The organism is Priestia sp. VA7, from assembly GCF_055710015.1.
In genome coordinates this window covers 1-229 of record NZ_JBVQPN010000085.1, presented here as the reverse complement: position 1 = coordinate 229, position 229 = coordinate 1, and the positions used below count along the sequence as shown (strand labels likewise).

General features: G+C 50.2%; 1 rRNA gene. It reads left to right on the top strand.

The features are described 5' to 3' along the window. A 23S ribosomal RNA gene (locus tag AC0C45_RS30325) occupies positions 1-229 on the top strand; the annotation flags it as partial.

Here is a 229-nt window from a genome sequence, read left to right as displayed (position 1 = left end):
AAGAAGGTAACAACCCTGTAGTTGAAACTTCGTTCCCTCTTGAGTGGATCCTGAGTACGGCGGAACACGTGAAATTCCGTCGGAAGCTGGGAGGACCATCTACCAAGGCTAAATACTACCTAGTGACCGATAGTGAACCAGTACCGTGAGGGAAAGGTGAAAAGCACCCCGGAAGGGGAGTGAAAGAGATCCTGAAACCGTGTGCCTACAAGTAGTCAGAGCCCGTTAA